General features: G+C 59.7%; 20 protein-coding genes and 1 pseudogene. 11 read left to right on the top strand and 10 right to left on the bottom strand.

Annotated features, from left to right (window positions below):
* Positions 1 to 37: 37 nt before the first annotated feature.
* The 6 genes from betA to ALQ04_RS11140 form a co-directional block, all read right to left on the bottom strand.
* Positions 38 to 1,735: a choline dehydrogenase gene (gene betA / locus ALQ04_RS11165; RefSeq protein ID WP_122315822.1), complete on the bottom strand. Its 1,698-nt coding sequence runs from the start codon at positions 1,733 to 1,735 to the stop codon at positions 38 to 40.
* 96 nt (positions 1,736 to 1,831) lie between these two features.
* Positions 1,832 to 3,304: a betaine-aldehyde dehydrogenase gene (gene betB, locus ALQ04_RS11160; RefSeq protein WP_122315821.1), complete on the bottom strand. Its 1,473-nt coding sequence runs from the start codon at positions 3,302 to 3,304 to the stop codon at positions 1,832 to 1,834.
* A 106-nt stretch (positions 3,305 to 3,410) separates the two neighbouring features.
* Complete coding sequence (gene betI, locus ALQ04_RS11155) at positions 3,411 to 4,004, bottom strand: transcriptional regulator BetI (protein WP_122315820.1); 594 nt, start codon at positions 4,002 to 4,004, stop codon at positions 3,411 to 3,413.
* 199 nt (positions 4,005 to 4,203) lie between these two features.
* Positions 4,204 to 5,382: a choline ABC transporter ATP-binding protein gene (gene choV / locus ALQ04_RS11150; RefSeq protein ID WP_122315819.1), complete on the bottom strand. Its 1,179-nt coding sequence runs from the start codon at positions 5,380 to 5,382 to the stop codon at positions 4,204 to 4,206.
* Entirely contained in the window at positions 5,379 to 6,224 is an 846-nt protein-coding gene (gene choW, locus ALQ04_RS11145; RefSeq protein WP_122315818.1) for a choline ABC transporter permease subunit, read from the bottom strand. Before choW ends, choV begins: the two co-directional genes overlap by 4 nt.
* 64 nt (positions 6,225 to 6,288) lie before the next feature.
* On the bottom strand, positions 6,289 to 7,236 hold the full coding sequence (locus ALQ04_RS11140) for a choline ABC transporter substrate-binding protein (RefSeq protein WP_122315817.1): 948 nt from the start codon (positions 7,234 to 7,236) through the stop codon (positions 6,289 to 6,291).
* A gap of 771 nt (positions 7,237 to 8,007) precedes the next feature.
* On the opposite strand from ALQ04_RS11140, the gene ALQ04_RS11135 reads away from it, so the two are divergent.
* Entirely contained in the window at positions 8,008 to 9,111 is a 1,104-nt protein-coding gene (locus ALQ04_RS11135; RefSeq protein WP_122315816.1) for a GlxA family transcriptional regulator, read from the top strand.
* Positions 9,112 to 9,188: 77 nt separating this feature from the next.
* Here the strand turns inward: ALQ04_RS11135 and ALQ04_RS11130 are convergent, their stop codons facing one another.
* From ALQ04_RS11130 to ALQ04_RS26730, 3 genes and pseudogenes are all read right to left on the bottom strand, one after another.
* Complete coding sequence (locus ALQ04_RS11130) at positions 9,189 to 10,316, bottom strand: methyl-accepting chemotaxis protein (RefSeq protein ID WP_409077252.1); 1,128 nt, start codon at positions 10,314 to 10,316, stop codon at positions 9,189 to 9,191.
* Between the two features lie 18 nt (positions 10,317 to 10,334).
* Positions 10,335 to 10,748: pseudogene (locus ALQ04_RS27655) on the bottom strand (MCP four helix bundle domain-containing protein); the annotation flags it as partial.
* 204 nt (positions 10,749 to 10,952) lie between these two features.
* Positions 10,953 to 11,147, bottom strand: coding sequence for a hypothetical protein (locus ALQ04_RS26730; protein ID WP_147466584.1), 195 nt, complete (start codon positions 11,145 to 11,147; stop codon positions 10,953 to 10,955).
* A 56-nt stretch (positions 11,148 to 11,203) separates the two neighbouring features.
* Between ALQ04_RS26730 and ALQ04_RS11125 the strand changes: the two genes are divergently transcribed.
* Positions 11,204 to 11,437 (top strand): hypothetical protein, encoded by a 234-nt coding sequence (locus ALQ04_RS11125; protein WP_122315814.1) that lies wholly within the window; start codon positions 11,204 to 11,206, stop codon positions 11,435 to 11,437.
* A complete protein-coding gene (locus tag ALQ04_RS11120) occupies positions 11,434 to 11,736 on the top strand; it encodes a cell division protein ZapA (RefSeq protein WP_122315813.1) in 303 nt (100 codons plus the stop codon). The genes ALQ04_RS11125 and ALQ04_RS11120 overlap by 4 nt, the downstream gene beginning before the upstream one ends.
* Positions 11,737 to 11,801: 65 nt before the next feature.
* Here ALQ04_RS11120 and ALQ04_RS11115 read toward each other — a convergent pair whose 3' ends face one another.
* Complete coding sequence (locus tag ALQ04_RS11115) at positions 11,802 to 12,842, bottom strand: low specificity L-threonine aldolase (RefSeq protein WP_122315812.1); 1,041 nt, start codon at positions 12,840 to 12,842, stop codon at positions 11,802 to 11,804.
* 101 nt (positions 12,843 to 12,943) lie between these two features.
* Between ALQ04_RS11115 and ALQ04_RS11110 the strand changes: the two genes are divergently transcribed.
* The 8 genes from ALQ04_RS11110 to purU all read left to right on the top strand — a co-directional run bounded on the left by ALQ04_RS11110 (position 12,944) and on the right by purU (position 22,969).
* Positions 12,944 to 13,687, top strand: coding sequence for a TraX family protein (locus ALQ04_RS11110; protein WP_122315811.1), 744 nt, complete (start codon positions 12,944 to 12,946; stop codon positions 13,685 to 13,687).
* A gap of 220 nt (positions 13,688 to 13,907) precedes the next feature.
* On the top strand, positions 13,908 to 15,110 hold the full coding sequence (gene alaC / locus ALQ04_RS11105; protein ID WP_122315810.1) for an alanine transaminase: 1,203 nt from the start codon (positions 13,908 to 13,910) through the stop codon (positions 15,108 to 15,110).
* Between the two features lie 293 nt (positions 15,111 to 15,403).
* The gene (gene glyA, locus ALQ04_RS11100) at positions 15,404 to 16,657 is read left to right on the top strand and encodes a serine hydroxymethyltransferase (RefSeq protein WP_122315809.1); all 1,254 of its coding nucleotides are present in this window, start codon (positions 15,404 to 15,406) and stop codon (positions 16,655 to 16,657) included.
* Between the two features lie 17 nt (positions 16,658 to 16,674).
* Positions 16,675 to 17,925 (top strand): sarcosine oxidase subunit beta family protein, encoded by a 1,251-nt coding sequence (locus ALQ04_RS11095; RefSeq protein ID WP_122315808.1) that lies wholly within the window; start codon positions 16,675 to 16,677, stop codon positions 17,923 to 17,925.
* 67 nt (positions 17,926 to 17,992) lie between these two features.
* Positions 17,993 to 18,289, top strand: coding sequence for a sarcosine oxidase subunit delta (locus ALQ04_RS11090; protein ID WP_122315807.1), 297 nt, complete (start codon positions 17,993 to 17,995; stop codon positions 18,287 to 18,289).
* Positions 18,286 to 21,306 carry a sarcosine oxidase subunit alpha gene (locus ALQ04_RS11085; protein ID WP_122315806.1) on the top strand — a complete coding sequence of 1,007 codons (3,021 nt, stop codon included), beginning with the start codon at positions 18,286 to 18,288 and terminating at the stop codon, positions 21,304 to 21,306. Before ALQ04_RS11090 ends, ALQ04_RS11085 begins: the two co-directional genes overlap by 4 nt.
* A gap of 93 nt (positions 21,307 to 21,399) precedes the next feature.
* Positions 21,400 to 22,032 (top strand): sarcosine oxidase subunit gamma, encoded by a 633-nt coding sequence (locus tag ALQ04_RS11080; protein ID WP_122315805.1) that lies wholly within the window; start codon positions 21,400 to 21,402, stop codon positions 22,030 to 22,032.
* Positions 22,033 to 22,111: 79 nt separating this feature from the next.
* A complete protein-coding gene (gene purU / locus ALQ04_RS11075) occupies positions 22,112 to 22,969 on the top strand; it encodes a formyltetrahydrofolate deformylase (protein WP_122315804.1) in 858 nt (285 codons plus the stop codon).
* Positions 22,970 to 23,019: the final 50 nt, after the last annotated feature.

Raw genomic sequence — 23,019 nt, 5'->3', positions numbered from 1 at the left:
AACAAGGCGAACTTGTCCGCGAATCATAGAGCCTGAATTACGCCTGTGCTACCTCGCGCAGCGGCTTGCCACGTGCCGGACGGTCGCCCGCCACGAAGTAGTCGGCGGTGCTGCGTGGCAACGGCTGGCGACCGCGAATCCGGTCGGCGATCTTCTCGGCGATCATGATCGTCGGCGCATTGAGGTTGCCGGTGGTGATGATCGGCATGATCGAGGCATCCACCACGCGCAGGCTTTCCAGGCCATGAACGCGACCCTGGCCATCGACCACGGCCATCTCATCGGTGCCCATCTTGCAGGAGCATGATGGGTGGAACGCGGTTTCGGCGTGTTCGCGGATGAACGTGTCCAGGTCTTCGTCGGACTGCACTTCAATGCCGGGGCTGATTTCGCGGCCACGGTACGGGTCCAGTGCCGGTTGCTGCATGATTTCCCGGGTCAGGCGGATGCCGTCGCGAAATTCCTGCCAGTCCTGCTCTGTGGCCATGTAATTGAACAGGATGCTCGGGTACTCGCGTGGATCCCTGGACTTGACCTGCACTCGGCCACGGCTCGGTGAACGCATGGAGCCGACATGGGCCTGGAAGCCATGTTCTTTCACACCATTGCTGCCGTTGTAGTTAATCGCGACCGGCAGGAAGTGGTACTGAATGTTCGGCCACTCGAACTCTTCGCGAGAGCGGATGAAACCGCCTGCCTCGAACTGGTTGCTGGCGCCAATACCTTTACCGAGGAACAGCCACTCTGCACCAATCGCCGGCTGGTTCCACCACAGCAGGGAAGGGTAGAGCGAGACGGGCTGGGTGCAGGAATATTGCAGGTACATCTCCAGGTGGTCCTGCAGGTTCTGACCGACGCCTGGCAGGTCGTGTACCACTGGAATATCGAGCTTGTTCAGCAATTCTGCCGGACCGACGCCGGAGCGTTGCAGGATCTGCGGCGAAGCGATGGCACCGCTGCACAACAGGACTTCCTTGCGAGCACGGGCTTCGATGCGGGTATCGCTGTCGCCGGACAGATAGGCCACACCGACGGCACGCTTGCCCTCGAACAGGATGCGATCGGTCAGGGCATGAGTGACGATGGTCAGGGTCGGGCGCTTTTTGGCTTCATCCAGATAACCGCGTGCGGTACTGGCGCGGCGGCCGTTGGGCGTCACGGTTCTGTCCATCGGGCCGAAACCTTCCTGCTGATAACCGTTGAGGTCGTCGGTGCGCGGATAGCCGGCCTGTACGCCAGCCTCGACCATGGCATGGAACAACGGATTATTGCCGGACTTGGGCGTGGTCACGCTGACCGGGCCATCGCCGCCGTGATAGTCGTTGGGGCCAATGTCACGGGTTTCGGCCTTGCGGAAATACGGCAGGCAGTCGAGGTAGCTCCAGTCTTCCAGACCCGGTTCCTTGGCCCAGCCGTCATAGTCCATGGCGTTGCCGCGGATGTAGCACATGCCGTTGATCAGCGACGATCCACCCAGGCCCTTGCCGCGGCCGCATTCCATGCGGCGGTTGTTCATGTGCGGTTCCGGCTCTGTTTCATAGGCCCAGTTGTAGCGACGGCCTTGCAGGGGGAAGGCCAGTGCCGCAGGCATCTGGGTGCGGAAGTCGAGCCGATAATCCGGGCCGCCGGCTTCCAGCAGCAGAACGGTGACGCCCGGATCTTCAGTGAGACGGGCTGCCAGAGTGTTACCGGCCGAGCCGGCACCGATGATGATGTAGTCGAATTCCTGGGACATTACTGCGTCCTCTTTTGAAGTAAATAGGGGAGGGCGAGGATTCGCGAATGAATTCGCTCCTGCTGTGGGAGCGGATTCATCCGCGAAGAATCTGCATCAAAATACGGATGCGTAATCGCCCAGTTCCACCTGTACGGACTTGATGCGGGTGTATTGCGCCAGCGAGCTGATGCCGTTTTCGCGGCCGACGCCGGATTGCTTGTAGCCACCGACCGGCATTTCTGCCGCCGACTCGCCCCAGGCGTTGATCCAGCAGATGCCGGCTTCCAGCTGATGAATCACGCGGTGTGCGCGGTTCAGGTCGCGGGTCACGATGCCTGCGGCCAGGCCGAAATCGGTGTCGTTGGCGCGGCGGATCACTTCGTCTTCGCTGTCGTAGCCGAGGATGCTCATCACCGGGCCGAAGATTTCTTCGCGCACGATGGTCATCTCATCCGTGCAGTCGGTGAACACGGTCGGCGCCACGAACGCACCTTTGGCCAGGTCGCCTTCGGTCAGGCGTTCACCACCGCACAGCATGCGCGCACCTTCTTGCTTGCCCTTGGTGATGTAGCCCAGCACGCTTTCCATGTGCTCGAAGCTGACCAGCGGGCCGAAGTTGGTGTTTTCATCTTCCGGATTGCCGATACGGATGCGTTTGACGCGCTCCAGGATTTTGGCTTCCAGTTGCGCTTTCAGCGCATTGGGCACGAAGACTCGTGTGCCGTTGGTGCAGACCTGACCGGAGCTGTAGAAGTTGGCCATCATTGCGATGTCGGCGGCGCGATCCAGGTCGGCGTCGTCGAAGATGATCAGCGGCGACTTGCCGCCCAGCTCCATGGTCACTTCCTTGAGCGAAGAACTCGACGCGCTGGCCATGACTTTCTTGCCGGTGTCGGTGCCGCCGGTAAAGGAAACTTTCTCGATGCGCGGGTGCTCGGTGATCCAGGTGCCGACTTCACGGCCGCTGCCGGTCAGCACGTTGAATACGCCATCCGGCACGCCGGCCTCGGTATAGATTTCTGCCAGCTTCAGGGTGGTCAGGGAGGTGACTTCGCTGGGCTTGAAGATCATCGCGTTACCGGCAGCCAGTGCCGGAGCGGATTTCCACAGGGCGATCTGGATCGGGTAATTCCAGGCACCGATACCGGCCACTACGCCCAGCGGCTCACGGCGTGTGTAGACGAACGAAGAGCTGCGCAACGGAATCTGTTCGCCTTCGATGGCCGGGACCAGACCTGCGTAGTACTCCAGTACATCGGCGCCGGTCACGACGTCGACATAACGGGTTTCGGAATAGGATTTACCGGTATCCAGGGTTTCCAGCGCGGCCAGTTCATCGTTGCGCTCCCGCAGGATGTCCACGGCACGGCGCAGGATGCGCGAACGCTGCATGGCAGTCATGGCTGCCCAGACTTTCTGGCCTTTCTCGGCACTGGCGACTGCGCGCTCGACGTCTTCCTTGCCTGCACGCTGCACTTGCGCGAGGACTTCGCCATTCGCCGGGTTGATGGCATCGAAAGTGGCGGGGTTGCTGGCGTCTACGTAGCCGCCATCGATGTAGAGTTTCTGCAATTCAAAACGGGCCATAAAGTCCTCGCAAATTCAGGTGGGGGGCGATGACTGATTTCAGTTTGCCGGTAAGTTTGGGCAACATTCATCGCCAGTCGTTCGGTGAGCAGGGCTGTGCAGCACTTCAACGCAACGCTTTTGCCAGCTGGAAATCCATGTACTCGTAAGCGATCTGCTGCGCCTGTTCGGTGTCGAAAGCGTCGCCCGACAAGGCGCCGCGCAGCCACAGGCCATCGATGAGCGCCGCCAGTCCGCGAGCTGCGCTGCGTGCCTGCTCCAGCGGCAGGACGCGGCGGAACTGGCAGCACAGGTTCGAGTACAGGCGGTGATCGTTGATCCGCTGCAAACGGTGCAGTGAAGGCTGGTGCATGCTGGTGGCCCAGAAGGCCAGCCAGGTTTTCATCGCCGGGCCATTGACCTGGCTGACATCGAAGTTGCCTTCGATGATGACTTGCAGGTGCGCCCTCGGGCTGTCATCCGTCAGTGCCAGACGGCGTTCGCCGATACTCTGGATCAGGGCATTCATCAGGTGGCGCATGGTCGCTGCGATCAGGCCGTTCTTGTCCTGAAAGTAGTGGCTGATGATGCCGTTGGAGACGCCTGCCAGACGCGCGATCAAGGCGATGCTGGCATCGCTCATGCCGACCTGATCGACCGCGCTGAGCGTGGCCTGAATCAGTTGCTGGCGGCGAATGGGTTGCATACCAACCTTGGGCATTGGCTCGGGTCTCCTGTGCTTGCTGACCCTGAATAGCCTATTTGTTTTTAATTGAACGTTCAATCAATAAAAAATCGTGGACGTGACGAAAGGCTCTGGAACAGGGTTTTCAGCTATGAAGTTTGTTGCCCTGTGGCAGCGGATTCATTCGCGAAAGAGCCATGGAGGCATTTTTCGCGAATGAATTCGCTCCTGCGCGTCAGCCCAGATTCTTGCCCAGCAGAGCGTGATACAACTCGCTGTCGCCCAGAATGCCGACCACCTTGTTGCCATCCTGCAACACCAGCTTATTGCCGGTCTGGTAGCGGATCTGCAAGGCATCGCGCATGCCGATATTGGAGTGCACCAGGGTCGGGCGGCGATCCAGGCTGCTGACGTCCTGGCCCGGTGTCCAGTTCTGCAGGTCGAGTTGCGCAGCGCCCTGGCGTGCGCCTTTGATGACGTTGCCTTCGGCCAGGTCCAGCCAGGAGTCCACGCCCGGATCGAGGCATACCGAACCGTTGATCCGCGTGCAGTTGTCGACACTGCGCATCAGGCTGCGACCGCACAAAACATTCAGCGGGTTGGTGTGAGCGACGAAGGTACGAACGTAGTCATCGGCCGGATTGAGGACGATTTCCTCGGGCACGCTGTACTGAATGATCCGGCCATCTTTCATGATTGCGATGCGGCTGCCCAGCTTGAGCGCTTCATCCAGGTCATGACTGACGAACACGATGGTCTTGCTCAGCTTGCTCTGCAGGGCCAGCAGTTCGTCCTGCAGACCCTGGCGAATCAACGGATCGAGAGCGGAGAACGGTTCGTCCATCAGCAGGATATCGGCGTCCATCGCCAGTGCCCGCGCCAGGCCGACCCGCTGTTGCATGCCGCCGGACAGGGCGTCGGGTTTCTTGTTGCGCCATTGGGTCAGGCCGACCAGTTCAAGTTTCTCGTCGACCAGCCTGCGCCGTTCCTTTTCCGGACGACCCTGCATTTCCAGGCCGAAGCTGATGTTCTCGCGCACCGTCAGCCAGGGCATCAGGGCGAACTTCTGGAACACCATCGCGATGCGCTGGGTGCGCATCATTTTCAGTTCTGCGGCCGTGCAGTTGGCAATGTTGATCTGCGAGCCTTCATGCTCGACATGCAGCGAACCACGGCTGACAGTATTGAGACCGTTGATGCAGCGCAGCAGGCTGGACTTGCCCGAGCCGGACAGGCCCATCAGTACGCAGATTTCGCCTTTTTCGATCTCCAGGCTGGCTTTTTCAACGCCTACGATCTGGCCGGTTTTCTTCAGGATCTGGTCGCGCGTGAGGCCTTGGTCCAGCAGCTTGAGTGCCTCACGCGGATCCTTGGCGAAGATGACGTCTACCTGGTCGAATTTGATGATACTCATGCGTCGGACCCTACCTTGGCTTCGGGTTGTTTGCAGATACGGTCGAGCATGATTGCCAGCAACACGATCGCCAGGCCGGCTTCAAAGCCCAGGGCGATATCGGCGGTGTTCAGTGCGTTGACCACGGGTTTGCCCAGACCGTCGGCACCCACCAGTGCTGCGATCACCACCATCGACAGCGACAGCATGATGCACTGGGTAATGCCGGCCGCGATGCTGGGCATGGCGTAAGGCAGTTCGATCCGGGTCAGCAACTGGCGACGCGACGAGCCAAATGCCTTGCCGGCGTCGAGCAGTTCATGGGGCACATCGCGAATGCCCAGATACGTCAGGCGAATCGGCGCAGCGATGGCGAAAACCACAGTCGAGATCAGGCCGGGCACGACGCCCAGGCCGAACAGCGTCAGGGTTGGAATCAGGTACACGAAGGTCGGTACGGTCTGCATCAGGTCCAGCAGCGGACGGATGATGGTATAGAAGGTGGGCTTGTGCGCGGCGATGATGCCCAGCGGCACGCCGATGACCACGCACACCAGGGTGGCGAACAGCACCTGGGCCAGGGTTTCCATGGTTTCCTGCCAGTAATGCAGGTTGAGAATCAGCAGGAAGGCCAGGATGACGAAGACGGTCAGTCCCCATTTGCGCTGGATGTAATGAGCCAGCGCCGCAATCAGGCCAATCAATATCAGCGGGTTGAACCAGGTCAGGGCGAAGGTCAGGCCATGGATCATCATTTCCAGGGTCGAGGCTATGGCATCGAAATAGTTGGCGCCGTGTTGCGTCAACCAGTCTACGAAGGCCGCGATGTACTCGCCCAGTGGGATTTTATGGTCAGTCAGCATGGTTCGATTGTCCGCTTGCGGGGGAAAATGGGACTGCAGGCGGGCTGACCCGCCTGTAATCGTCTTACTGGGTCAGCCTGGCTTTGGCAGCCTCCAGCCCAGGCTTGCCATCCACGGTGGTAACGCCGGCGAGCCAGGAATCCAGTACTTGAGGGTTGTTCTTGATCCACGCCTTGGCGGCGGCATCGGGTTTCATCTTGTCGTCCAGAACCTTGCCCATCAGGGTGCTTTCCATGTTCAGGGTAAAGGACAGATTCTTGAGCAATTGCCCTACGTTGCTGCATTCCTGCACATACCCTTTGCGGGTATTGGTGAAGATAGTGGCCTGGCCGAAGTTGGGCCCGAAATAGTCGTCGCCACCGGTCAGGTACTGCATCTTGAAGCGGGTATTCATCGGATGCGGTTCCCAGCCGAGGAACACCACATCGGTGCCGCGACGTGTGGCCCGGTCGACCTGCGAGAGCATGCCGGCCTCGCTGGATTCGACGACCTTGAAGCCAGCGGCCTTGAGACCGAAAGCGTCCTTGTCGATCATGCTCTGGATCAGGCGGTTGCCGTCGTTGCCTGGCTCGATCCCGTAGATCTTGCCATCGAGTTCCTTCTTGAATTTGGCAATGTCGGAGAAGTCTTTCAGACCCTTGTCGTAAAGCGCCTGGGGCACGGCCAGGGTGTACTTGGCGTTTTCCAGGTTGGCGCGCACGGTTTCGACGGTGCCGGCTTCGCGATAGGCCTTGATGTCGTTTTCCATGGTCGGCATCCAGTTGCCGAGGAATACATCCATGTTCTTGCCGTCAGCCAGGGACTTGTAGGTTACCGGCACGGAAATCATGGTGGTCTTGGTCTTGTAGCCCAGGGATTCGAGTACTGCACTGGTCACTGCTGTGGTCACGGTAATGTCGGTCCAGCCGACGTCCGAGAAGTTGACTGTATGGCAGGCCTCCGGCTCGGCTGCCTGGGCCAGTAGTGGCAGGCCGAGCGTGGCGAGCAACAGCAGTAATTTGGGATTTTTCATGGGTTGGACTCCTGTGAATTCTGTCTCTTCATCAGCAGATGAACGCTGACGCGGCTTATGTGTGGCAAGGCAATTGCGAAGCTCTTTCACTGCGCCCGGCGATCGAGTCGAAGCCGATCATGTAACAGGCAAAATCAAACGCCTACAGGGGGCGTCGTATCCAGTACAGGCGGGGTCGCATCCAGTGTGAGCAAGGTCGCATACAGATTCTTTATACCGTACAAGCGCAGTCTTGCCGGGGCTGAGGCAGCTAAAAACGGCTAATGAGGGTGTTGCCGGGTGCGCGCGAGCGCGGTGTGTTGGAGGTGGTTCGGCGTATTGAAGTTCAGTTATGCGACTTGCTTGCGCACGTGTGCATCGGGCATGACAGCGACACCGCGAGCGAAGGACTGAAACATATCCCCGGGCTGCTCGATTTTTGAACATGGCTGCCCGAAGCCGCCACCTTTTAGCGCGAAAAAATCGGCTGTGGCGCAGTGCTATTGCCCTGTGCGTTGAGTGACACCCTTGCGCAATCCCGTGGGTTGCTGTTTCCCGAAAGTGCTACCGAACTGCTCACGCTCTCATGTCGTGCGCGGGCTGGCGCGTCGCAATTAGATACGTGGGTCGCGCCTGAATAGACACATCGCGACGTCGTTTTCAGGGGTTATTGAATGGCTATTCAATTTTAGGCATGGGTTTTGCGACAGGTTTGTCAGGCCCTGCATGAAGCAAGGCTACTAAGAAGAGCCTCGCCTGAGGCCAACCACCGCCTAGAGTGAGGAATACGTGATGACTTCGTTCAATGCAGGGGCTCAATCCCAGAACCGCGCACCACAGTCCATCGGCTTTCTGCTACTGGACAACTTCACCCTGATTTCCCTCGCATCGGCGGTCGAACCCCTTCGCATGGCCAACCAGTTGTCTGGCCGTGAACTGTATCGCTGGACCACCCTGAGTGTGGACGGCAACCAGGTCTGGGCCAGCGATGGTCTGCAGATCACCCCGGATGCGGCCATGCACAAGGCGCCAGCTCTGGACACTGTCATTGTCTGTGGCGGTGTCGGCATCCAGCGCACCGTGACTCGCGAGCACGTGAGCTGGCTGCAAGGCCAGGCCCGTCAATCCCGTCGCCTGGGCGCAGTCTGCACCGGCAGTTGGGCACTGGCCTGTGCCGGCCTGCTCGACGGTTTTGATTGCAGTGTTCACTGGGAATGTCTGGCGGCGATGCAGGAAGCCTTTCCCCGCGTTTCCATGAGCACCCGTCTGTTCACCCTCGACCGCAACCGTTTCACCAGCTCGGGCGGTACTGCGCCGCTGGACATGATGCTGCACCTGATCAGCCGCGATCATGGTCGTGAACTGTCGGCGGCCATTTCCGAAATGTTCGTCTACGAGCGTATCCGTAACGAACAGGACCATCAGCGCGTGCCGCTCAAGCACATGCTGGGCACCAACCAGCCCAAGCTGCAGGAAATCGTGGCGCTGATGGAGGCCAATCTGGAAGAGCCGATCGACCTCGACGAACTGGCGGTCTACGTGGCGGTATCGCGCAGGCAACTGGAGCGCTTGTTCCAGAAATACCTGCACTGTTCGCCGTCGCGTTATTACCTCAAGTTGCGCCTGATTCGTGCCCGGCAATTGCTCAAGCAGACGCCGATGTCGATCATTGAAGTCGCCTCGGTATGCGGCTTCGTATCGACGCCGCACTTCTCCAAGTGCTACCGCGAATACTTCGGCATCCCGCCGCGCGACGAGCGCGTGGGCTCCAACACCACCCAGCAAGTCGCCATGATGCCGATCCCGCAGGCACTGGTCCTGGCCCCGTTGTCCGGCCCGATGTCAGCCTTGAGCCAGGCACGTAACGAGTCGACGTTTGCGAGCGTGCGGTTGTAAAGATTGAGGGCTTTTCGCGAATGAATTCGCTCCTACCGTGTGGGAGCGAATTCATTCGCGAAGGGGGTGCAAGCTTCTTACAGGCTAAACCGCGAAACCATGCTGTTCAGGTCCACTGCCAGGCGCGACAGTTCGTTGCTGGCGGCGGTGGTCTGGTTGGCGCCGGTGGTCGATTGGGCGGACAGGTCGCGGATGTTCACCAGGTTGCGGTCGACTTCACGGGCGACCTGGGCCTGTTCTTCGGCGGCGCTGGCGATGACCAGGTTGCGTTCGTTGATTTCTTCCACCGCCGTATGGATGGTTTCCAGCGCCAGGCCGGCGCCCTTGGCGATGCTCAGGGTCGATTCGGCGCGTTCGGTGCTGTTGCGCATCGAGTTCACGGCCTGTTCGGTGCCGCCCTGAATGCTGCCAATCATGCGTTCGATTTCGCTGGTCGACTGCTGGGTGCGGTGCGCGAGGGCGCGTACTTCATCTGCCACTACCGCAAAACCACGCCCGGCTTCACCGGCGCGGGCGGCTTCGATGGCGGCGTTGAGGGCCAGCAGGTTGGTCTGGTCGGCCAGGCCGCGAATCACATCCAGGACCTTGCCGATATCCCGCGACTCTTCAGCCAGGTTGCTGATCAGTTCGGCGGTACTCTGCACGTCGCCGCTCATGCGCTCGATGGCATTGACGGTTTCGACAACCAGATCGCGACCGTCGCCAGCCGACGAAGTAGCGTTTTTCGAGGCTTCGGAAGTGCTGGTGGCGTTGCGGGCAACTTCTTCGACGGCGCTGGTCATTTCGTTGACCGCGGTGGCTGCCTGTTCGATTTCGTTGTTCTGTTGCGCCAGGCCACGAGCGCTTTCGTCGGTCACGGCGTTCAGCTCTTCTGCTGCCGAGGCCAGTTGAGTCGCAGAACCGGAAATCCGTTGCAGAGTGTCACGCAGCTTGCCTTGCATGGTTTCCATGGCCTGCAGCAAACGGCCGGCTTCATCGCTGCCGTCGACCTTGATCGGGCGCGTCAGGTTACCTTCGGCAATGGTTTCGGCCGCATGCAGTGCTGCTGAAATCGGGCGGGTAATACTGTTGGTCAGCAGCCAGGCGAACAGGACTGTCAGCAGCGTGGCGATGATCAGCATGCCGATGACCAGATTGAAGGCCGAGGCGTATTCCAGCGTGGCCTGGCGTTTGGTGTCGTTCAACTGTTCCGTGTTGATATCCACCAGTTTGCCCAGAACCACGTTCATCTGGTCGGAGTTGCTGAGCATTTCGTTGTTGAGCAGGTCTTGCAGCTCATCGATTCTGTTGGCCTTGCTCAGGGCTTTCATGCGCTCTTCGAGCTGGCGGTATTGCCCGAGCAACTGGACATACTGGTTGTAGAGTGCCTGCTCTTTCGGATCACCAATTAGTCGTTCATAAATGCTCTGGGCTTCGCTGATCTGCTTGTTGCGCATGGCCAGCAGATCGACAGTCTTCTGCTGGATGTCCGGTTCGCGGTTGACCAGCAGACGATAGGACAGCACTCGCAGGCGGATACTGACTTCGGCGAATCGATCCAGGCTCTTGATGCTGGGCACGCTGTTTTCGGCGAGGACTTCGGTCGCAGCCCGAATCTTGCTCATTTGCGAAAGCGCGAAAATGCCGAGGATCAGCATGAGCGTGCCGATGACGGCAAAGCCGAGAAACGCGCGCGGCGCGATATTCATGTTACGTAGTGACATGGAAGCTTCCAGAATTAAGGCGCGTTCCATGCGTCGTATGAAGAGAGGGCAATCTGTTGATGGTTGCCTATCGGTTCTACGACGAAAGTCTTGAGGCGAGGACACGTGTTTTGATGTGAATCAATTCATGGCGCTTTTTCAGAAAAATGAAAAAGCGCCTGCAAGTCGTTGAAACCAATGGTCGCTGCGGGTTTTGGCGATTATTTCGAGGTGTTTTGCTGCGCGCTTTTGTCGCAGCAGAGCGGGTCTGACGAACAGCAGGAACCAGATGCCGGAAATGCAGTCACATTTCGCCTGAACAGTTGCTTTATTGACTTGTTCAGACGCTAGCATGCGCAATGACTTTTCTTTATCGTGTGCGCCCGTTGAAATTCGCTTGAGAAATCATAATGTTGGAATCATCCCTTAGCCAATTGGAACAACTTGTCGGTGATCTGGTGCAACAGAACCAGCAGCTACAGGAAACAAATGCACAACTCAGTGCCGAGCTTGCCAAAGCCAAGGATGAGAACGACAGCCTGCAGTTGAACCTGATGGAGCAGGAAGAGAAGCAAGGCAGTACCGCCGCCCGTATCCAGGCGCTGGTCGAACGCGCTACCAGCGCCAGTGCTGTCAGCGCATGAACCACGACAGAAACGGGGTGACCGTTCTCTCCATTCTGGGCAACGAATATTCGGTCAAGGCTCCGGCAGGCGAGGATCAGACCCTGCTGCAGGCTGCCGCGATGCTCAAGACTTCCCTGGCCGATACCAAGCGCAAGTACCCGACCCTGATCGGCGACCGCCTGCTGGTGCTGGCGGCGTTGAACCTGTGCTCACAGCAGATCGAACTTGAGCAGCAGCACAGGATCGAGCTTGAGCGTTATCAGGATCAGGTCAGTGCTACGGTCGATGTGATTTCCAAGACTATTTCACAGGGTTGAGTCGTTACTTTTTTCGCGAATGAATTCGCCCCCACACGGTAGAAGCGAATTCATCTGCGATAACCCTAGCCCTGCATCACCAGCCGGATATCCGCTGCCAGTTCACGGACGCGGGCTTCTTCGGTGTCCCATGAGCACATGAAACGTGCGCCGCCCTTGCCGATGAAGGTGTAGAAACGCCAGCCCCTGGCGGTCAAGGCAGCAATGGCCGGTTCGGAAAGTTGCAGGAACACGCCGTTGGCCTGTACCGGGAACATCAATTCCACACCGGGAATGTCCTTGACCAGCTCTGCCAGCAATTGCGCGCAATGGTTGGCGTGGCGGGCATGCTTGAGCCAGGCATCGTTTTCCAGCAGGCCTACCCATGGCGCGGACAGGAAACGCATTTTCGAGGCCAGTTGACCAGCCTGCTTGCAGCGATAGTCGAAGTCTTCGGCCAGGTCGCGATTGAAGAACAGGATTGCTTCGCCCACCGCCATACCGTTCTTGGTGCCGCCAAAGCACAGCACATCGACGCCCGATTTCCAGGTCAGTTCGGCCGGTGAGCAGTCCAGAAAGGCGCAGGCATTGGAGAACCGCGCGCCGTCCATATGCAGGTGCAGGCCCAGATCCTTGCAGGTGTCGCTGATCGCCCGGAGTTCTTCAGGCTGGTAGACGCCGCCGACTTCGGTCGCCTGGGTCAGGGTCACGACGCGGGGTTTGGGGTAGTGGATATCCTGACGCTTGAGCGCCACTTCGCGGATCGATTCGGGGGTCAGCTTGCCGCCCGCGCTGGGTGCCGTGAGCAGTTTCGAGCCGTTGGAAAAGAACTCCGGTGCGCCGCACTCGTCTGTTTCGACGTGGGCAGTTTCCGAACAGATGACACTGTGATAACTCTGGCACAGCGAAGACAGCGCCAGTGAGTTGGCAGCGGTTCCGTTGAAGGCAAAGAACACTTCGCAATCGGTTTCAAACAGGCGGCGGAAACCGTCGGAGGCGCGGGCAGTCCATTGGTCGTCGCCATAGGCACGTTGATGCCCTTTGTTCGCCTGTTCCATGGCTGCCCAGGCTTCGGGGCAGATGCCGGAATAGTTGTCGCTGGCGAACTGTTGGCTTTGGTCTGTCATGGCCGATTCCTTGTGGTCGTTTTATGGTGCGCACTTTAGCGAACAATGCAGGCCTGGGTCATGTGTTGTTATGTAAGCGTTGTTTCTATGCACGGAGTGATATGGATCTTTCAAACCCGCCCTTTTTGCCGGGACGCGACAAGGCGCTGGATCTGCTCAAATGGCTGGCAATGCTGAGTATGGTGCTGGATCACCTGCGCTATGTCGGCTGGTCGGTCGATGTTCTCTACGTACCTGGCCGCCTGGCCTTTCCCTGGTTCTGTCTGGCAATTGCGGTCAATCTGGCACGGCGCAGTGCAGCGCTGGTGAACCCGCGTGTGCAATGGCGTTATCTGGGCTGGGTGCTGGCGTTCGCGGTGCTTTCGGAAATCCCCTATCGGCTGTTCATGACCGATGCCACGACGCTGAACGTGATGCCGACTCTGCTTCTGGGGCTTCTGGCCGCGCAAGGATGGCGGCATCGCAATGTCACGACCCGACTCATGGCCATTGGCGCCTTGCTGTTTGCCGCGATCTTTCAGCAGCAACTGATGTTCGGCTTTGCCGGCGTGCTGCTGCCGCTGGCCTTGCTGCTGGTCCTGCATAAACCGCTCTGGTACGCGATTTTTCCGGCAGTGCTGTGTCTGGCAGCGAATGCCTGGTCGGACATGTTCGCCGGTGCTGCGTGGGGCGATCCGGTCTCGATTGCGGCGATGATTATCTGTCTGCTTGCGCCATTGCTCGGCATTGCCTTGCTGCGCCACAAACCCGAGTTCAAGGTCTGGCCGATGCGCCGCTGGGCCTACGGGATCTATCCGGGGCACTTTCTGGTCCTGCTGGGGCTGCGAGAGTTGCTGGCCCTGTGAAGGACTGTAAGACCGGTTTTATCCGGGAAGACGCCAGTGAGTCAGTTGCATGACTGAGCCTGGACTGGCCTCTTCCCGAATGAATTCGGTCCCACATGGAGAACATCGCGGAGAATCCCAGTAGACAAAGCGCCATTACTGCCCTTATCTTCGCCGCAGGCCGCCTCATGTGGCCAACGTCGCTCGGACGGTTCCGGGCGCTTACGTCTGCGAGATACTCATGGCTGACCAAGGTTCGCCGCGCCGCTTTGCGCGCATAGATCGACTCCCCCCTTACGTGTTCAACATCACTGCCGAGCTGAAAATGGCTGCTCGTCGTCGTGGTGAAGACATTATCGACTTGAGCATGGGCAACCCCGACGGGGCCACACCTGCGCACATTGTCGAGAAACTGGTTACCGTTGCCCAGCGTGAAGACACTCACGGCTACTCGACTTCGCGTGGCATTCCCCGTCTGCGCCGGGCGATTTCCAACTGGTACAAGAAACGCTACGAGGTCGATATCGACCCGGAAAGCGAAGCCATCGTCACCATCGGCTCCAAGGAAGGCTTGGCGCATCTGATGCTCGCCACCCTTGATCAGGGCGATACCGTGCTGGTGCCCAACCCCAGTTATCCGATCCACATCTATGGTGCCGTGATTGCCGGCGCCCAGGTGCGTTCGGTGCCGCTGGTGCCGGGTGTGGACTTCTTTGCCGAGCTGGAAAAGGCCATTCGTGGCTCGATCCCCAAACCGAAGATGATGATTCTGGGCTTCCCGTCCAACCCGACCGCGCAATGTGTGGAGCTGGACTTCTTCGAGCGGGTGGTGGCTCTGGCCAAGCAGTACGACGTGCTGGTGGTTCACGACCTGGCCTATGCCGACATCGTCTATGACGGCTGGAAAGCGCCGTCGATCATGCAGGTCCCGGGCGCCAAGGACATTGCGGTGGAGTTCTTCACCCTGTCCAAGAGCTACAACATGGCCGGCTGGCGCATTGGTTTCATGGTCGGTAACCCGGAACTGGTCAATGCGCTGGCACGGATCAAGAGCTATCACGATTACGGCACTTTCACGCCGTTGCAGGTCGCGGCCATTGCAGCCCTCGAAGGCGACCAGCAATGCGTGCTCGACATCGCCGAGCAATATCGCCAGCGGCGCAACGTGCTGGTCAAGGGCTTGCATGAGCTGGGCTGGATGGTGGAAAACCCCAAGGCGTCGATGTATGTCTGGGCCAAGATTCCGCCAGCCTATGCGCACCTTGGCTCGCTGGAGTTCGCCAAGAAGCTGCTGGCCGAAGCCAAGGTCTGTGTCTCGCCGGGTGTCGGTTTTGGCGAATACGGCGACGACCATGTGCGCTTTGCCCTGATCGAGAACCAGGACCGCATCCGCCAGGCCGTACGCGGTATCCGCGCCATGTTCCGGGCTGACAAGCCGGCCTGAGTCCTGACTCGCTCCCTCGGATCTCATTCAGTGGGAGCGAATTCATTCGCGAAACGCCCGCAAGGCCGAAACAAAAGCATCGCCTTCAATGACGTCTCGCGGATGAATCCGCTCCTGCGGGTGGATTCATCCGCGAATCATTTGTCTCTCCCCGCCATGCCATGTCGTAAACGCACCTTTGTGTGGCGTCCGTAGGCATTTGGTCCGTTTGCGTCAGCCATACCATCGCATCTAAAGGGCACTTTATAGCCCTGCCTACAAGCCAGGCGCAGCGCCGCCGCTGGGAGATCGCGATGTTCAGCAAGCAAGACCAGATTCAGGGATATGACGATGCACTGTTGGCAGCGATGAATGCCGAAGAGCAGCGCCAGGAAGATCATATCGAGCTGATCGCCTCCGAGAACTACACCAGCAAGCGTGTGATGCAGGCTCAGGGCAGTGGCCTGACCAACAAATATGCCGAAGGCTATCCGGGCAAGCGCTACTACGGTGGTTGCGAGCATGTCGACAAGGTCGAGCAACTGGCCATTGATCGCGCCCGGCAACTGTTCGGTGCCGATTACGCCAACGTCCAGCCACACTCCGGCAGCCAGGCCAACGCCGCTGTCTATCTGGCCCTGCTGCAAGCGGGCGATACCGTTCTGGGCATGAGCCTGGCCCACGGCGGTCACCTGACCCACGGTGCCAAGGTCAGTTTTTCCGGGCGCCTGTACAACGCCGTGCAGTACGGCATCGACACCAACACCGGGCTGATCGATTACGACGAAGTCGAGCGTATCGCCCTGGAAAGCAAACCCAAGATGATCATCGCCGGTTTCTCGGCCTACTCGAAAACCCTGGATTTCCCGCGTTTTCGTGAAATCGCCGACAAGGTCGGTGCCTACCTGTTCGTCGATATGGCGCACGTGGCCGGTCTGGTTGCGGCAGGCCTGTATCCGAACCCGCTGCCATACGCTGACGTGGTGACTACCACCACCCACAAGACCCTGCGCGGTCCACGTGGCGGCCTGATCCTGGCCAAGGCCAACGAAGAGATCGAGAAAAAGCTCAACTCCGCGGTATTCCCGGGCGGGCAGGGCGGCCCGTTGATGCACGTCATCGCCGCCAAGGCCGTGTGCTTCAAGGAAGCCATGGAGCCGGATTTCAAGGCTTATCAGCAACAAGTGATCAATAACGCCCAGGCGATGGCGCAAGTGTTCATCGAGCGAGGCTACGACGTCGTGTCCGGCGGAACCGACAACCACCTGTTCCTGGTCAGCCTGATCCGTCAGGGCCTGACCGGCAAGGATGCGGACGCGGCTCTTGGTCGTGCACACATCACCGTCAACAAGAACTCGGTACCGAACGACCCGCAATCGCCGTTCGTGACCTCGGGCCTGCGGATCGGTACGCCGGCCGTCACCAGCCGCGGCTTCAAGGTAACCCAGTGCACCGAGCTGGCCGGCTGGATCTGCGACATTCTCGACAACCTCGGCGACGCCGATGTCGAGGCCAACGTCGCCGGCCAGGTGGCCGCACTGTGCGCCGATTTCCCGGTTTATCGCTGAGTCAGGAGTAGCCCCCGATGCAACATTACTCAGGCTTCGGCCTTTTCAAGCACTCCCTCAGCCATCATGAAAACTGGCAGCGCATGTGGCGCACGCCAACACCCAAGAAAGTCTACGACGTGGTCATCGTCGGCGGCGGCGGGCATGGTCTGGCGACCGCCTATTACCTGGCCAAGGAGCATGGCGTAAAGAACGTGGCGGTGGTCGAGAAAGGCTGGCTGGGCGGCGGTAACACGGCGCGCAACACCACCATCGTGCGTTCCAACTACCTGTGGGACGAATCGGCTCATCTTTATGAGCATGCGATGAAACTGTGGGAAGGCCTGTCCCAGGACCTGAACTACAACGTCATGTTTTCCCAGCGTGGCGTGTACAACCTGTGCCACACGCTGCAGGACATGCGCGACTCCGAGCGTCGGGTCAGCGCCAACCGCCTGAACGGCGTGGACGGCGAACTGCTCAATGGCAAACAGGTCGCCGAAGAGATTCCGTACCTGGACTGCTCGAAAAACACCCGCTATCCGATCATCGGCGCAACGGTCCAGCGCCGTGGCGGCGTGGCCCGTCACGATGCGGTGGCCTGGGGCTTTGCCCGCGCCGCCGATGCCTTGGGCGTGGACTTGATCCAGCAGACCGAAGTGATCGGCTTCCGCAAGGAAAACGGCGTCTGCATCGGCGTCGAAACCAACAAGGGCTTCATTGGCGCCAAGCGTGTCGGCGTGGTGACTGCCGGTAACTCCGGGCACATGGCGAAACTGGCGGGCTTTCGTCTGCCGGTGGAATCCCACCCGTTGCAGGCGCTGGTTTCCGAGCCGATCAAACCCATCATCGACAGCGTGATCATGTCCAACGCCGTGCACGGCTATATCAGCCAGTCCGACAAGGGTGACCTGGTGATCGGTGCCGGGATCGACGGCTGGGTCGGCTACGGCCAGCGCGGTTCGTACCCGGTGATCGAGCACACCATCCAGGCCATCGTCGAGATGTTCCCGGTGCTGTCGCGGGTGCGCATGAACCGCCAATGGGGCGGTATCGTCGACACCACGCCGGACGCCTGCCCGATCATCTCCAAGACGCCCGTTCCGAACATGTTCTTCAACTGCGGTTGGGGGACCGGTGGCTTCAAGGCGACGCCCGGCTCAGGCAACGTGTTTGCCGCCAGCCTCGCCAAGGGTGAGATGCATCCGCTGGCCAAGCCTTTTTCCATCGAACGTTTCCACAACGGCGCGCTTATCGACGAGCACGGCGCCGCTGCAGTCGCCCACTAAAAAAGTCTTGTGAGAACCGGTACGCCAGACAAGGCGGCGTTCTCACCAGGCTTTGAAGGAGAGTTTTATGTTGCATATCTTCTGTCCTCACTGTGGCGAACTGCGCTCCGAAGAGGAATTTCATGGCTCCGGTCAGGCGCATATCCCGCGTCCGCTGGACCCTAACGCCTGCACCGACGAAGAGTGGGGCGACTACATGTTCTTCCGTGACAATCCGCGTGGTCTGCACCACGAACTGTGGATTCACGCTGCCGGTTGCCGCCAGTACTTCAATGCCACCCGCGACACCGTGACCTACGAGATTCTCGAAACCTACCCGATTGGCGCCAGGCCACAGTTCACGGCCAAGGGAGACAAGGCATGAGCCAGACCAACCGACTGCCCCATGGTGGCCGTATCGACCGTAGCAAGGTGCTGAATTTCTCCTTCAACGGCCAGACTTATCAGGGCTATGAAGGCGACACGCTGGCTGCCGCACTGCTGGCCAATGGCGTCGATATCATCGGTCGCAGCTTCAAGTATTCCCGTCCCCGCGGGATTTTCGCGGCAGGTTCCGAAGAGCCGAACGCGGTGTTGCAGATCGGTGCCACCGAAGCGACCCAGATTCCCAACGTGCGTGCCACCCAGCAGGCGCTGTATTCGGGGCTGGTTGCAACCAGCACCAACGGCTGGCCAAGCGTGAACAACGACGTGATGGGGATTCTCGGCAAGGTCGGCGGCAAGCTGATGCCGCCGGGTTTCTACTACAAGACTTTCATGTATCCGCAGTCGTTCTGGATGACTTACGAGAAGTACATCCGCAAGGCGGCCGGCCTGGGCCGTTCACCGACCGAGAATGATCCGGACACCTATGACGCGATGAACCAGCACTGCGACGTGCTGATCGTCGGTGCCGGTCCTGCCGGCCTGGCTGCTGCACTGGCTTCTGCGCGCAGCGGCGCCCGGGTGATTCTCGCCGATGAGCAGGAAGAGTTCGGCGGCAGTCTGCTCGACAGCCGTGAAAGCCTCGATGGCAAACCGGCTGCCGAATGGGTCGCCACCGTTGTTGCAGAGCTCAAGGGCCTGAAAAACGTGATCCTGTTGCCACGGGCTACGGTCAACGGCTATCACGACCATAACTTCCTGACCATTCATGAGCGCCTGACCGACCACTTGGGGGATCGTGCCCCGATTGGCATGGTGCGTCAGCGGATGCATCGGGTACGTGCCAAGCGCGTGGTGCTGGCCAGCGGTACTCATGAGCGGCCACTGGTCTACGGCAACAACGATGTGCCGGGCAACATGCTGGCCGGTGCGGTTTCCACCTATGTCCGTCGTTATGGTGTAGCGCCTGGCAGAAAGCTGGTGCTGTCCACCAACAACGATCACGCCTATCGCGTTGCGCTGGATTGGCTCGATGCCAGCCTGCAAGTGGTGGCGATTGCCGATGCGCGCCACAACCCGCGTGGACCGCTGGTTGAAGAGGCGCGGGCCAAGGGTATTCGTATTCTGACTTCCAGCGCGGTGATCGAAGCCCGTGGCAGCAAGCGCGTCACGGCTGCGCGGGTTGCCGCCATCGACGTCAAGACCCTGAGCGTTACCAGTCCGGGCGAATGGCTGGAGTGCGATCTGGTTGCCAGCTCCGGTGGCTACAGCCCGATCGTACACCTGGCTTCACACCTGGGCGGCAAGCCGGTCTGGCGTGAAGACATCCTGGGTTTCGTACCGGGTGAAGCCCCGCAGAAACGTGTTTGCGTCGGTGGCGTGAATGGTGTCTACAGCCTGGCCGATACCCTGGCCGATGGTTTTGAAGGCGGTGCCCGCGCAGCCAATGAAGCCGGTTTCAAGGCGGTGGAAGGCGTGATGCCCAAGGCCTTGAGCCGTGCAGAAGAACCTTCGCTGGCGCTGTTTCAGGTGCCTCACGAAAAAGGCACGGCCCGTGCGCCGAAGCAGTTCGTGGATCTGCAGAACGATGTCACCGCAGCCGCCATCGAACTGGCGACCCGCGAAGGTTTCGAGTCGGTCGAGCACGTCAAACGCTATACCGCACTGGGCTTCGGCACCGATCAGGGCAAGCTGGGCAACGTCAACGGCCTGGCTATCGCCGCCCGTTCGCTGAACGTTTCGATTCCCGAGATGGGCACCACCATGTTCCGTCCGAACTACACGCCGGTGACTTTCGGTGCAGTAGCCGGACGGCACTGCGGGCATATCTTCGAGCCGGTACGCTTTACCGCACTGCATGCCTGGCACCTGAAAAACGGTGCCGAGTTTGAAGACGTCGGCCAGTGGAAGCGTCCGTGGTATTTCCCGAAAAACGGCGAAGACATGCATGCCGCCGTTGCCCGTGAGTGCAAGGCCGTGCGTGCCAGCGTCGGTCTGCTGGATGCTTCGACCCTGGGCAAGATCGACATTCAAGGCCCGGATGCCCGCGAATTCCTCAACCGTGTGTACAGCAACGCCTGGACCAAGCTGGATGTGGGCAAGGCGCGTTACGGCCTGATGTGCAAGGAAGACGGCATGGTGTTCGACGACGGGGTTACCGCCTGTGTCGCCGACAACCATTTCATCATGACCACCACCACAGGCGGCGCTGCACGGGTTCTGCAATGGCTGGAAATCTACCAGCAGACCGAATGGCCAGACCTGAAGGTGTATTTCACCTCCGTGACCGACCATTACGCGACCCTGACGCTGTCCGGCCCCAACAGCCGCAAGTTGCTCAGCGAAGTCACGGATATCGACCTGGGCCGTGAAGCCTTCCCGTTCATGACCTGGAAGGAAGGTCTGGTGGCTGGCGTGCCGGCCCGGGTGTTCCGTATTTCCTTTACCGGCGAGCTGTCCTACGAGGTCAACATTCAGGCCGACTACGCCATGGGTGTTCTGGAGAAGATCGCCGAGGCAGGCAAGAAGTACAACCTGACGCCGTATGGCACCGAAACCATGCACGTGCTGCGGGCCGAGAAGGGTTTCATCATCGTCGGTCAGGACACCGACGGCTCGATGACCCCCGACGACCTGAACATGGGCTGGTGCGTAGGCCGGACCAAACCGTTCTCCTGGATCGGCTGGCGCGGCATGAATCGCGAAGACTGCGTGCGCGAACAACGCAAGCAACTGGTGGGCCTCAAGCCGGTGGATCCGACCAAGTGGCTGCCGGAAGGTGCGCAACTGGTGTTCGACACCCAGCAGACGATTCCGATGAGCATGGTTGGCCACGTCACTTCCAGCTATGCCCACAACTCTCTGGGTTATTCGTTTGCGATGGGTGTGGTCAAGGGCGGCTTGCAGCGCATGGGCGAGCGGGTGTTCGCGCCGCTGGCCGATGGCAGCGTGATCGAAGCCGAAATCGTTTCCTCGGTGTTCTTCGATCCGAAGGGTGAACAGCAGAACGTGGAGTGATGTGCACGGGCGGTCTCAACACGCATCACGCCGTCTGTGCAGGAGCGAATTTATTCGCGAACCCCCACAAACCGAATTCATGACAGGTGTCTCATGACCACAGTCAACGTATACCAACAACGCCCGCAAGCGGGCGTAAAGGCTGAATCGCCGCTGTTCCACGCCGACCTCGGCAGTCTGGTCGGCAAGGGCCGCGCCAACCCTGGCGTTACCCTGCGGGAAAAGAAACTGCTCGGTCACCTGACCATCCGTGGCGATGCCCGTGATCCGGGTTTCGCAGCCGGCGTGCACAAGGCGCTGGGTATGGAATTGCCAACTGCACTGGCGCTGGTCACCAGTGGCGAAAGCTCGCTGCAATGGCTTGGTCCGGATGAATGGTTGCTGATCGTGCCCACCGGCGAAGAGTTCGCCGCCGAGCAACGGCTGCGCGAGGCACTGGCGGGGCTGCATATCGCCATCGTCAATGTCAGCGGTGGCCAATCCATCCTGGAGCTGACCGGCCCCAACGTGCGTCAGGTGCTGATGAAGTCCACCAGCTATGACGTGCACCCGGACAACTTCCCGGTGGGCAAGGCCGTCGGCACGGTGTTCGCCAAGTCGCAACTGGTGATTCGTCGTACCGGCGAGGAAACCTGGGAACTGCTGATCCGTCGCAGCTTCTCCGATTACTGGTGGCTGTGGCTACAGGATGCCAGTGCTGAATATGGATTGAGCATTCAGGCGTAGTGAACCCGCTCGCGAATGAATTCGCTCCTGCCGCAGGAGCGGGTTTATCCGCGAACCATTGTCAGGAGTCACCTTTAATATGAGTCGCGCCCCCGATACATGGATTTTGACTGCCGACTGCCCCAGTGTGCTGGGCACGGTGGACGCAGTAACCCGCTATCTGTTCGAGCAGGGCTGCTATGTCACCGAGCACCATTCGTTCGATGATCGGCTATCCGGGCGTTTTTTCATTCGCGTCGAATTTCGCCAGCCTGACGGTTTCGACGAAGCTGCATTTCGCGCCGGGCTGACTGAGCGGGGCGAAGCGTTTGGAATGATCTTCGAGCTGACGGCGCCGAACTACCGTCCAAAAGTAGTGATCATGGTCTCCAAGGCCGATCATTGCCTGAACGATCTGCTCTACCGCCAGCGCATCAATCAGCTGTCCATGGACGTAGTTGCGGTGGTCTCCAATCACCCCGATCTTGAGCCATTGGCTGGCTGGCACGGAATTCCGTACTACCATTTCCCACTCGACCCGAATGATAAGCCTTCTCAAGAGGCCAGGGTCTGGCAGGTCATAGAAGATTCAGGCGCCGAACTGGTGATCCTTGCCCGCTACATGCAGGTGCTGTCACCGGATCTGTGTCGCAAGCTCGATGGCAAGGCGATCAACATTCACCACTCGCTGCTGCCGGGCTTCAAGGGTGCCAAGCCTTACCATCAGGCCTACAACAAGGGCGTGAAACTGGTTGGCGCGACGGCGCATTACATCAACAACGACCTGGACGAAGGGCCGATCATTGCCCAGGGCGTCGAAGTGGTAGACCACAGCCATTACCCCGAGGACCTGATTGCCAAGGGCCGGGATATCGAAGGGCTGACCCTGGCAAGGGCGGTCGGCTATCACATTGAACGGCGAGTGTTTCTGAATGCCAACAGGACGGTAGTGCTTTGAAGCTGCAAGCGGCAAGTTACAAGCTGCAAGCGAAAAGCTAGAGGCCGGCG

Origin of the sequence: Pseudomonas cichorii, from assembly GCF_003700275.1 — a bacterium.
Taxonomy (GTDB): domain Bacteria; phylum Pseudomonadota; class Gammaproteobacteria; order Pseudomonadales; family Pseudomonadaceae; genus Aquipseudomonas; species Aquipseudomonas cichorii_B.
This window is presented reverse-complemented; position numbering and strand designations above follow the sequence as displayed.